Below are 11049 nucleotides of genomic sequence, written 5' to 3'. Positions count from 1 at the left end.
TACCGCTCGCTCGAAGTCCACACCGCCCGCGGCACCGCCGCCGGGTTCGCCACCGCGACCGAGGGCGATCAGCCCGCGGACTGGTCCCGCGACTTGGCGCGCGACCGCTCGCGGGCGCGCTCGGTGGCGTTCAGGTGCACCTTACGCACCCGCACGACCTCGGGGGTGACCTCGACGCACTCGTCGGCGGCGCAGAACTCCATCGCGGCCTCGAGCTCCAGCTTGATCGGCTTGGCGAGGGTCTCCATCACGTCGGCGGAGGACTGACGCATGTTGGTCAGCTTCTTCTCCTTGGTGACGTTGATGTCGAGGTCCTCGGCGCGGGGGTTGATGCCCACGACCATGCCCTCGTAGGTGTCGGCGCCGGGCTCGACGAAGAAGGTGCCGCGATCCGCCAGCTGGATCATCGCGAACGGGGTCACGCTGCCCTGGCGGTCGGAGACCAGCGAGCCGGTGTGGCGGGCGCGGATCTCGCCGGCCCACGGCGCGTACTCGTGGAAGACGGCGTTGGCGATGCCGGTGCCGCGGGTCTCGGTGAGGAAGTCGGTGCGGAAGCCGATGAGGCCGCGCGACGGGACGACGAACTCCATGCGGACCCAGCCGGTGCCCTGGTTCGCCATGGTCTCCATGCGGCCGCGACGGTTCGCGAGCAGCTGCGTGACCGAGCCGAGGTACTCCTCCGGCACGTCGATGGTGAGGTGCTCGTAGGGCTCGTGGACCTTGCCGTCGATCTTCTGCGTGACCACCTGCGGCTTGCCGACGGTCAGCTCGAAGCCCTCGCGGCGCATCTGCTCGACCAGGATCGCCAGCGCCAGCTCGCCGCGGCCCTGCACCTCCCACTGATCGGGCTTGCCGATGTCGAGGACCTTCAGCGAGACGTTGCCGATGAGCTCCGAGTCGAGGCGCGACTTGACCATGCGCGCGGTCAGCTTGTGCCCCGAGACCTTGCCGACCAGCGGCGACGTGTTGGTGCCGATGGTCACCGAGATGGCCGGCTGGTCGACCGTGATGCGGGGCAGCGCGACGGGGTTGTCGAGGTCGGCCAGGGTGTCGCCGATCATGATCTCGGGGAAGCCCGCGACGGCCACGATGTCGCCCGCGACGGCCTCCTCGGCCGGCTTGCGCTCGACGCCGTCGGTGGCGAGCAGCTCGGTGACCTTGGCATTGGTGACGACGGGCTCACCGTCCACCTCGCGCATCCAGGCGACGGTCTGGCCCTTGCGCAGGGTGCCGTTGTGGATGCGGACCAGGGCGAGGCGGCCGAGGAAGGCCGACGCGTCGAGGTTGGTCACGTGGGCCTGCAGCGGCGCCGAGGCATCGCCCTTCGGGGCGGGGATGTGATCGTGCAGGATCTGGAACAGCTCGTCGAGGTTCTCGGCGTCCGGGACCGCACCGTTGGCGGGGGCGGTGGTCGACGCCTTGCCCTCGCGGCCCGAGGCGTAGATGACGGGGAGGCCCAGCGCGAGCTCGGCGGCCTCCGCGGCCTCGTCGGAGAGGTCCGAGGCGAGGTCCAGCAGCAGGTCCTGGGCCTCGGTGACGACCTCCTCGATGCGGGCGTCGGGACGGTCGGTCTTGTTCACGACCAGGATCACGGGCAGCGACGCGGCGAGCGCCTTGCGCAGCACGAAGCGGGTCTGCGGCAGCGGGCCCTCGGAGGCGTCGACCAGCAGGACGACACCGTCGACCATGGACAGGCCGCGCTCGACCTCGCCGCCGAAGTCGGCGTGGCCGGGGGTGTCGATCACGTTGATGACGGTGGTGGTGCCGTCGGCGTTCACACGGTGCACGGCCGTGTTCTTCGCCAGGATGGTGATGCCCTTCTCCTTCTCCAGGTCACCGGAGTCCATCACGCGGTCGACCAGCTCGGCGCGCTCGCCGAACGCGCCGGACTGCCGCAGCATGGCGTCGACGAGGGTGGTCTTCCCGTGGTCGACGTGCGCGACGATGGCGACGTTGCGGAAGCTGGGCTGGGTCACGAAGGTTCTCCTGTGCTGGCGTCCGCGCGCGCATGGGCTCGTCGAACGGCTCACGCGGACACGGAGAAGGGGGCGTGAGTACACGCCTGGTCGCCTCCAGGTTACGGGGAAAACCGGTTCCGCCCCGAATCGGACGTGCTCAGTGTGACGATTGACAATCGATCATTAGGTTGCGCTAACCTATTGAAGTGAGTAAGACCAAGGCGCACAAGCTCGTGGGCAGCAAGCCCAAGAAGAAGTGCTGCCGTAAGAAGACGCGGTGCATGAAGTGCCCCGTGGTGATCCACAAGCTCAACCGGATGGCCGCGCACGGCGCCACCAAGAAGGAACTCGAGAAGTCCTTGAAGACGGTGCGCGCCAACCCCGAACGCACCCGCGTCGCCTAGTCCCCCGGTTCCAGCAGCTCCCGGAGCGCACCCGGATCGGCGGCGCTCGCGATCGCCCGATCGAGCACCTCCGCCGGTACCTGTAGCGACCGCAGCTCGCCCGGCGGTGGTGGGCACGACGCCGGGCTAGAGCGGAAAGCGGTCAGTTCCCGTCCGCCGACGCCGTCTCCAGCAGGTTCGTCAGCACCGACGAGAGCACCTCGACGAGTTCCGTGGGGTCCGCGCCCGCGTCCGCGCGCTGCCACCAGGCGACGAGGAACTCGTTGACGGACGGGATGAACGCCGCGTACACCCAGGGGGCCACGGCCCGCGACCCGACGGCCTCGACGGCGGAGCGCACCAGCGCCGCCCACGCGGCGCGGTTGTCCAGCCGGTAGCGCTCCATCTCGGGGCTCACACCCACCACCTCGACGAAGGCCACGCGCAGCCCGCGCGGGTCGGTGAGTACCGCGTCGATGTAGGCGCTCACGCCGGCCAGGACCAGCGCGCGACGGGCCTCCGCCGTCGACAGGCCGTCCACCCGGGACATGCCCCGGGCGAGCGCCGTCTCGACCGCGACGCGGCCACGCTGCTGGAGCCCGGTGTGCAGATGCCGCAGGAGCGCCTCGCGGTCGGCGAACTGCTCGTAGAAGTGGCGCCGCGAGACCTTCGCCCGCTCGCAGACGTCCGCGACGGTCGTCTGCTGGTAACCGACGGTGGCGAACAGGTCCAGCCCGGCCTCCTCGAGCCGGGCCAGGCGTTCGGCGTGCCGGGTCCGTGCGTCGGCGCCCGCGTAGACCCGTCCCGCGGCGCCGCTCGTGCCGCCCCTTCCGCCCGTGGCGCGAGGTCGGCCCGCAGCACCCTGTGGGCCGCCGGACGTGCCGGTCCGCGCGGTGGTCATGACGTCGAAGCGGTGGCGCCCCACCAGATGTTCACGTCGCCGTCGACGGCGAACTCGTCGATCGCGGCCAGTTCCTCGGAGGTGAAGGCGAGGTTCGCGACGGCGCCGACGCTGTCCTCGAGCTGCGCGACGCTGGACGCCCCGATGAGCGCGGAGGTCACCGCCGGGTCGCGCAGTACCCAGGCGATCGCCATCTGCGCGAGCGTCTGCCCGCGGGCGGCGGCGATGCCCGCCAGCCCCCGGACGCGGGCCAGGTTGTCGTCGGACAGCATGCCGCCGGACAGGCTCTTGCCAGCGGCGGCGCGCGAGTCCTCCGGTACGCCGGCGAGGTAGCGGTCGGTGAGGAGCCCCTGCGCCAGCGGCGAGAAGGCGATGACGCCCATCCCCTCGGCGGCGGCCGTCTCCAGCAGGGAGGCCCCGTCCTCGTCGCTCTCGACCCAGCGGTTGAGCATCGAGTAGGAGGGCTGGTGGATGAGCAGCGGCGTGCCCAGCCCGCGCATGATCTCCTGGGCCCGGGCGGTGAGCTCGGCGCTGTACGAGGAGATTCCCACGTGCAGCGCCTTCCCCGAGGTCACGGCGCTATGAAGGGCGCCCATGGTCTCCTCGAGCGGCGTCTCGGGGTCGGGCCGGTGACTGTAGAAGATGTCCACGTGGTCGAGCCCCATCCGCCGCAGCGACTGCTCGAGGGAGGACAGCAGGTACTTGCGGGAGCCGCCGAATCCGTAGGGCCCCGGCCACATGTCCCAGCCCGCCTTGGACGAGATGATCAGCTCGTCGCGGTACGGGCGGAAGTCCTCCGCGAGCAGCGTGCCGAAGTTCCGCTCGGCACTGCCGGGCGGCGGGCCGTAGTTGTTGGCGAGGTCGAAGTGGGTCACGCCCAGGTCGAAGGCGCGACGCAGGATGTCGCGCTGGGTCTGCAGCGGCTTGTCGTCGCCGAAGTTGTGCCACAGGCCGAGCGAAACGGCGGGGAGTCTGAGGCCGGACTCCCCCACCCGGCGGTACGGAACCCCGTCGTACCGCCGGTCGCTCGCGATGTACGGATCGAATGCACCCATGCCCCCATCATGCCCGGCGCGCGCCGCCGCCGGGCCTACGATCGGCAGCATGAGTGACGAGGCGGCGGACGGTTCCCAGGACGAGAGCCTGTTGACGGTGCTCATCGCCTTCGGCGCGAACGTGCTGATCGCGGTGGCGAAGTCGGTGGCCGCCGCGGTCACCGGGTCGGCGGCGATGGTGGCGGAGGCCGCGCACTCGTGGGCCGACACCGGCAACGAGGTCTTCCTCCTCATCGGAGCCAAGCGGGCGGGCAAGCCCGCCGACGCCGGCCATCCCTTCGGCTACGGCCGGTCGGGCTACGTGTGGTCGATGTTCGCGGCGTTCGGGCTGTTCAGCGTCGGCGCGGCGGTCTCGGTGTGGCACGGGATCACGGCGCTCGGGGCGCCCGAGGAGGCCGCGGACTACGGGTGGGGTTACGCGGTGCTGGCCATCTCCTTCGTGCTGGAGGGCATCTCCTTCCTGCAGGCGCTGCGCCAGACCAAGGCGGGCGCCCAGGAGCGCATGCTGCACCCGCTGCGCTACGTGCGGATCACGTCGAACCCGGTGCTGCGCTCGGTCTTCGCCGAGGATCTCAGCGCCCTCATCGGCATCGTCATCGCGGCGACCGCGATGGCGCTGCACCAGATCACCGGGAACCCGGTCTGGGACGCGATCGGGTCGATCGCGGTGGGGATCCTGCTCGGCTTCGTGGCGGTCTTCCTGATCAGCCGGAACATGGACTTCCTCACCGGCGAGGAGGCGACGCCGCTCGCCCGCAACCGGATGCTCGAGGCGCTGCTCGCGCATCCGGACATCCGGCAGGTGAGCTTCCTGCACATGGAGTGGGTCGGGGCCGATCGGCTCTTCCTCGTGGCCGCGGTCGATCTCGAGGGCGACCTGCCGGAGTCGCAGGTCGCGGCGCGGCTCGCGGCGATCGCGGACGACATGGACCGGATCCCGCGGATCCAGCGGGCGGTCTTCACGCTCACCCGGCCGGGCGACACCACGCGGCTCACCACCGAGCCGCTGCCCGACTGGTACCTCGACGGCGACCGTCCCTAGGTCAGTCGCGCCGCCAGCCGCGAGGCGTTCATGTGGGCGATCGCCTCGATGGAGATCATCGGGTTCACGCCACTGGGCGTGGGGAAGCAGGAGGCGTCGGCCACCACGAGGTTCGGGACCTCCCAGGTCGCGCCGTCCGGATCGGTCGCCGAGGTCTCGCGGCTGCCGCCCATCGCGGCGGAGCCCATGATGTGCAGGGCGATCATCATGCACCGCGCGGGCGCGTAGCCCTCTCGCTGCGCGGCGGCGGCGAATGCGTCGAGCGATCCGGGCAGGTCCGCGGCGACCCGGTTCTGGTGCGAGCTGCGCACCGAGCGGGCCCCGGCCGCGGAGAGGATCTCGGCCGCGCCGACCACTCCGCGCTGCATGTGCGCCGCGTCGCGATCACTCAGGCGATAGCGCACGACCGGCTCGCCGTCGCGCCCGACGGTGACCCGGCCACTGCCGGTGTCGCGCACGATGACGCCCACCTGCACGGTGCGGCGCAGCGCCAGCATGTCGTCGGCGTGCCGGTCCGCCGAGTGCCACGGCTGGAACAGGGTGATCGCGCCGGGGCTGGCGGGCCCCGTCTCGTAGATGACGCCGTAGCCGTCGCCGTCCAGATCGGCGTGCTCGGTGGAGTAGCGGGTCTGCAGGCCGCCCTCCCAGGGCCGGACGTCCTCGTCGAAGACGCCGGCGACAGCGGTCACCGGATGCAGCCGCAGGTTCTCGCCGATCCGTTTGTTGCGCAGGCCCGAGCGCCGCAGCAGCGGCGGGGTCTGCAGCGAGCCGGCGGCGACCACGACGGCCTTCGCGGCGACGGTGACGGGGGCACCGTCGGGCCCGATCGCCTCGACGCCGGTCGCGCGGCCCCGCTCCACGACGACGCGCCGCACCTCGACGCCGACGGCGATCCGCGCACCGTCGTCGGCGGCGTCCTGCAGCCAGGTCTTGGCGGTCGACTGCTTCGCGCCGATCCGGCAGCCGTATCCGCAGCGCCCGCACTCGACTCCCTGATCGCAGCCGAGCACGTTGCGCGGCATCGCCGCGCAGTGCCAGCCGAGGGCGGTGAGTCCGCGCTCGAGGATCGCGTCGCGCGACGATGCGGCTCCGTGGTCGGTGTTCACGCCGAGCCGGCGCTGCACGGCGTCGAGCGAGCGCGTGAACTCCTCGCCCGCGAACTGCCGGGCGCCGTGGGCGGCCCACTCGGCACGGACGTGGTCGGGCGTCGCGAAGGAGGTGGACCAGTTCACGACGGTGCCGCCGCCCAGCGTGCCGCCGGCCATGAACGACGAGAACTGGCCCTCGGCGGAGATCGCGGGCGCGCCGGCGTAGAGGGTCGTGAGCGACTCCAGCTCGCCCGCGCCGAAGTCGCGATCGTCGTGGTAGCCGCCGCGCTCGAGGACGAGCACGTCGAGGCCCGCGGCGGCGAGCACGGCCGCCGCGGTGCCGCCGCCCGCCCCGGAGCCGACGATCACGACGTCGGCCGTCAGGCGCGCGCCGCCGGCGGGGATCGGCATCGGCCGCAGCGGTCGCTCAGGCGCGTCGGGCAGCGGCCCGGGTGCCTCCGGATAGCCGATCGCGGTCCTCGCCGCCGTGGCGTCGGGCGCGATGTAGTAGGCGCCGATGAGCAGGGAGCGCAGTCCTTGGAAGACGGCCCGCACCGGCGCGAGCGGGTGCGCACCCCAGCGGAGCAGCGTCTCCTCGCGGCGTTCCCGCGGCAGTGCGGAGAACCGCCGGGGCCCGATCCGGTTCACCACGCCGAAGCCGCGGGTGTCCCAGAGGTCGAGGAAGATCTGCAGTTCGCGCAGTTCGCGCGGCAGCATCTTGTGCTGCGCCGTCCGCGAGACGGAGGCGAGGAAGTCGATGTCGCGGGCGCCCGGGATCCCCGGCCGGCCGGGGATCAGGGTGTCGGCGATCGAGAGCAGCGCGCGGGCTTGGCGCGGGGTGAAGACGTCGGTCACCGGCCTATCCGATCACGGCGATCCGGCGCGGGTTGAGCGCGACGCGCACGATCTCACCGTCCGCGGGCGCGGTGTCGCCGAGCGCGTCGACGAGTAGTTCGCCGTCCTCGGTGTCGACCGCGGCGGTGATCCGCACCCCGTCGGCCGTCGGGACGGAACCCGACACCCGGGCGGGCACCCCGCGCGCCTGGATCACGACGGATCCGGGGCGCAGGCCCAGCCGGAACCGGCCGTCCGGGCAGTCGACGAGCACCTGTCCCAGGACGGACGTGGCCTGCAGGTCCTTGACCTGCGCGTCCAGCAGCACGGAGTAGCCGAGGAAGCGCGCGACGTCGGGCGTGCGAGGGCGACGCCACAGGCGCGCGGGCCGGTCGACCTGGGCGAGTTCGCCGGCGTCCAGCACGGCGACGGTATCAGCCAGTTCGACGGCCTCGTCGTGGTCGTGGGTCACGATGAGCGCGGGCGTCCCGGTCTCGCGGAGGATACGGCGCAGGTCGCCCACGAGGCGGTCCCGCAGCTGCCGGTCCAGCGCCGACAGCGGCTCGTCGAGGAGGAGCAGCCGGGGTTCCGGCGCGAGCGCGCGGGCGAGCGCGACGCGTTGCTGCTGCCCACCGGAGAGCTCGCCGACGGGCCGCGCGCCCATCCCGGGCAGGCCCACCAGCTCGAGCAGCTCCTCGACGCGGGCGTTCGCCTCGGTCCGCGGCCAGCGGTGGCGCTGCAGGCCGTACCGGATGTTCCCCGCGACGTCGCGGTGCCCGAAGAGCTGCCCGTCCTGGAAGACCATGCCGAAGCCGCGGCGGTGCGTGGGGACGTGCGCGAGGTCCTCGCCGTCCCACAGGATCCGGCCGCCGGCGAGCGGCTCGAGGCCCGCCACCGCGCGCAGGAGGGTCGACTTGCCGCAGCCCGACGGACCCAGCAGCGCCGTCACCGCGTCGGCGCGTTCGACCCCGGCCGTCTCCCCGACGGTGAGCGAGACCTCCCGCACGGCGGTCCGGTCGCCGTAGCGCACCGAGACCCGGTCGATGGTCAGCACCGCGGCTCCTCTCCCCTATCGTGACGTCCCCGCATCAGAACTCCGCCCGCCCCACATCGTCGCGGCGCAGCGCCTCGACGGCGCCGATCACCAGCACCGTCGCGACGATGAGCAGCACCGAGCACGACGCGGCGAGCGCCGCATCGGCCCAGCCCGGCCGGCCGGAGATCCGGCCGATCAGCACGGGCAGCGTCATCTGCTCGGGCCGCACCAGGAAGCTCGCCGCCCCGAACTCCCCCAGCGTAACGACGTACGCGAAGCCCGCGGCGACGGCCACCGACCGGCCGATCACGGGCAGATCGACGGAGACGAAGACGCGCAGCGGCGAGGCGCCCAGCACGGCGGCGGCCTGTCGCTGCCGTGGGTCGACGGCCCCGAGGGCGGGCACCAGCACCCGCACGACGAGCGGCAGCGCGACCAGGGCCTGCACGAAGGGCAGCACAGCGGGCGATTCGCGGATCCCGGGCAGCGACTGCAGTGCCAGGAGGTAGCCGAAGCCGAGCGTCACCGCGCTCACGCCGAGCGGCAGCATCACCACGGCGTCGGCGAACCGGCTCAGCACCCCCCGGGACCGGGCGATCGCCACCGCGGCGAGGCCGCCGACGAGCAGAGCGATCGCACCGGCCTGCGCGGCCGTGACCAGCGACATCACGAGTGCCTTGACCGGCACGACGCCACCGAAGTCGGCGGTGAGCCGGCGATAGGCGTCGAGGCTCAGCGCGCCCGAGGGGTCAGGTCGCAGCGAGCGCACCAGGAGCGCGCCGAGCGGGAAGAGCAGCAGGACGACGCTGACGGGCACGCCGACGGCCACGGCCGTCCGGGTGCGGCCCCCGGGGCGCCGCGGTTCGATCCGCGCAGCCGCCGAGGGACGCGAGACCCGCACGCGCAGTGCCCCGCTCAGGGCCACGGCCAGCACGACGATCACGATCTGGACCAGCGCCAGCAGGGCGGCGGTGCGCAGGTCGAAGGCGCCGACCACCTCCTGGTAGACCGCCGTCTCCAAGGTGCGCAGCCGGCTGCCGCCGACGACGAGGACGATGCCGAAGCTCGTCGCGCAGAAGAGGAACACGACCGACGCAGCGGAGGCGACGGCGGGCAGCAGCGCCGGCGCGGTGGCAGTGAGGAAGGCGCGGACGGGCCCGGCGCCCAACGTGCGCGCGGCCTGCTCGGCGCGCGGGTCGACGGCCGACCACACTCCGCCGACGATCCGCGCCACCACCGAGACGTTGAAGTAGGCGTGCGCCAGCAGCACCGCCCACACGGTCTCGGAGAGGCCGAGGAAGCCGAGGCCGCCGCCGGGCGCGAACAGGGTGCGGAAGGCAACGCCCACCACGACGGTCGGCAGCACGAAGGGCACCGTCGCCACCACCCGGACGAGCCACTGGCCGCGGAACCGTACCCGCGCGGTGAGCCAGGCGAGCGGTAACCCGAGGATGACGGTGAGCAGCGTCGACGCCGCCGCCTGCCAGACCGTGAACCAGACCAGCCCCAGGCCGCCGGCGCCGGTGAAACCCTCCCGGAAGCCGACACCCTCCGACGCGAGTCCCCGCGCGACGATCGCGGCGACCGGCCACAGGAAGAAGACCGCGACGAACAGCAACGGGGCGGCGAGCAGCAGGAGCCGTCCGCGCGATGCCGACGTCACGGCGCCCCGCAACGACAGAGGGGTCACCGCCCCATCAGCTGGCGCCACTGCCGCACCCAGCCGTCGCGCTCGTCGGCGAGGCGGTCGGCGGGCAGGGTCGCGGCCTTCGGCGGGACCGGCGCGTACTTCGCCCAGGCCTCGGGAAGCGCGACGCCGCGGGTGACCGGATAGACGTACATCTCATCGGGGATCGTGGCCTGCGCCGCGGGCGAGAGCAGGAAGTCGATGAGCTTGCGGGCGCCGTCGGGGTTCGTGGTGCCGCGCAGTACGCCCGCGTACTCGACCTGTCGGAAGCACGTGTCGAGCAGAGCCCGGGTGGGCGGGGCGGAGCCGTCCTTACCGACCTCGGCGGCGGGCGAGCTGGCGTACGAGACGACGATGGGCTTGGGCCCCTTGCCCGACGAGCCGGAGAAGTCGGTGGAGTACGCGGTCGACCAGTTCGGGGCCACGGCGACGTCGTTGGCGCGCAGCGCGCGCCAGTAGTCCTGCCAGCCCTCGCCGAGGGTCGCGACGGTGCCGGCGAGGAAGGCCGTGCCGGGCGAGGCGGTCTCGGGGTTCTCCACGACGGTGAGCCCGCGGTACTCGGGCTTGGCGAGGTCCTGGTAGGTGACGGGCTCGGGCAGGTTCTTGTCGCGGAAGTAGCGGGTGTCGATGTTCACGCAGACGTCGCCGAAGTCGATCGCGGTGAGCTGCTTCATGCCGGCGAGCGCGTAGTCCTGTGCACCGTTCGCGGCGGCGGGCGAGACGTACTCGTCGAAGACGCCGGCGCGGACCGGCCGCGCCGCGTAGGTGTTGTCCACGCCGAAGGCGACGTCGCCGGGCGGGTTGCCCGGAGTCAGCGACAGCTTGGTCGCGAGCTCGCCGCCGTCGCCGAGTTCGACGGTCTTGATCGCGAGGCCGGTCTGCTTGGTGAAGTCGTCGAGGACGCCCGAGGGAAGGTGGAAGCTGGAGTGCGTCACGAGGGTGACGGTGCCGGTGGCCGACGGGGCGTCGCTCTCCGTCGACGGTGCCGTGCTGGTCGCGCAGGCGCTGGTCGCCAGGGCCGCCGCGGTGATGAGCGCAAGGCCGAACCGGCCGAGGTTGGTCATC

9 protein-coding genes are annotated in these 11049 nt (G+C 72.6%); 2 read left to right on the top strand and 7 right to left on the bottom strand.

Annotated elements, in window-relative coordinates; genetic code table 11:
* Positions 1–68: 68 nt before the first annotated feature.
* Positions 69–1976: a translational GTPase TypA gene (typA, locus tag FK530_RS10095; RefSeq protein WP_146486880.1), complete on the bottom strand. Its 1908-nt coding sequence runs from the start codon at positions 1974–1976 to the stop codon at positions 69–71.
* 188 nt (positions 1977–2164) lie between these two features.
* On the opposite strand from typA, the gene FK530_RS10090 reads away from it, so the two are divergent.
* Entirely contained in the window at positions 2165–2362 is a 198-nt protein-coding gene (locus FK530_RS10090) for a hypothetical protein (RefSeq protein WP_146486879.1), read from the top strand.
* 142 nt (positions 2363–2504) lie between these two features.
* Here the strand turns inward: FK530_RS10090 and FK530_RS10085 are convergent, their stop codons facing one another.
* Together FK530_RS10085 and mgrA are read right to left on the bottom strand one after the other, a co-directional pair.
* Positions 2505–3242 carry a TetR/AcrR family transcriptional regulator gene (locus FK530_RS10085; protein ID WP_146486878.1) on the bottom strand — a complete coding sequence of 246 codons (738 nt, stop codon included), beginning with the start codon at positions 3240–3242 and terminating at the stop codon, positions 2505–2507.
* A complete protein-coding gene (gene mgrA / locus FK530_RS10080) occupies positions 3239–4297 on the bottom strand; it encodes an L-glyceraldehyde 3-phosphate reductase (protein WP_146486877.1) in 1059 nt (352 codons plus the stop codon). The genes FK530_RS10085 and mgrA overlap by 4 nt, the downstream gene beginning before the upstream one ends.
* A gap of 49 nt (positions 4298–4346) precedes the next feature.
* On the opposite strand from mgrA, the gene FK530_RS10075 reads away from it, so the two are divergent.
* Positions 4347–5339 (top strand): cation diffusion facilitator family transporter, encoded by a 993-nt coding sequence (locus tag FK530_RS10075; protein ID WP_146486876.1) that lies wholly within the window; start codon positions 4347–4349, stop codon positions 5337–5339.
* Here FK530_RS10075 and FK530_RS10070 read toward each other — a convergent pair.
* Genes FK530_RS10070 through FK530_RS10055 form a run of 4 tightly spaced genes read right to left on the bottom strand, consistent with a single transcriptional unit; the run spans position 5336 to position 11048 of the window.
* The gene (locus FK530_RS10070; protein WP_146486875.1) at positions 5336–7282 is read right to left on the bottom strand and encodes a GMC family oxidoreductase; all 1947 of its coding nucleotides are present in this window, start codon (positions 7280–7282) and stop codon (positions 5336–5338) included. The genes FK530_RS10075 and FK530_RS10070 overlap by 4 nt on opposite strands.
* A gap of 4 nt (positions 7283–7286) precedes the next feature.
* Positions 7287–8315: an ABC transporter ATP-binding protein gene (locus FK530_RS10065; RefSeq protein WP_146486874.1), complete on the bottom strand. Its 1029-nt coding sequence runs from the start codon at positions 8313–8315 to the stop codon at positions 7287–7289.
* Positions 8316–8349: 34 nt separating this feature from the next.
* Positions 8350–9987 (bottom strand): ABC transporter permease, encoded by a 1638-nt coding sequence (locus FK530_RS10060; protein WP_166443274.1) that lies wholly within the window; start codon positions 9985–9987, stop codon positions 8350–8352.
* Positions 9984–11048, bottom strand: a complete 1065-nt coding sequence (locus FK530_RS10055; protein ID WP_146486873.1) for a thiamine ABC transporter substrate-binding protein — start codon at positions 11046–11048, stop codon at positions 9984–9986. The genes FK530_RS10060 and FK530_RS10055 overlap by 4 nt, the downstream gene beginning before the upstream one ends.
* Between the last annotated feature and the right edge of the window lies 1 nt (position 11049).

This window comes from Tsukamurella conjunctivitidis (assembly GCF_007858475.1).
In the GTDB taxonomy this organism is placed as follows: domain Bacteria; phylum Actinomycetota; class Actinomycetes; order Mycobacteriales; family Mycobacteriaceae; genus Tsukamurella; species Tsukamurella conjunctivitidis.
Note: the sequence above shows the minus strand (reverse complement) of the source record. Positions and strands in the feature narration are given on the sequence as shown.

Coding starts and splice junctions, on each gene's coding strand:
- FK530_RS10085 (WP_146486878.1), bottom strand. CDS start 3,242: ATGACCACCGCGCGGACCGGCACGTCCGGCGGCCCACAGGGTGCTGCG.
- mgrA (WP_146486877.1), bottom strand. CDS start 4,297: ATGGGTGCATTCGATCCGTACATCGCGAGCGACCGGCGGTACGACGGG.
- FK530_RS10075 (WP_146486876.1), top strand. CDS start 4,347: ATGAGTGACGAGGCGGCGGACGGTTCCCAGGACGAGAGCCTGTTGACG.
- FK530_RS10055 (WP_146486873.1), bottom strand. CDS start 11,048: ATGACCAACCTCGGCCGGTTCGGCCTTGCGCTCATCACCGCGGCGGCC.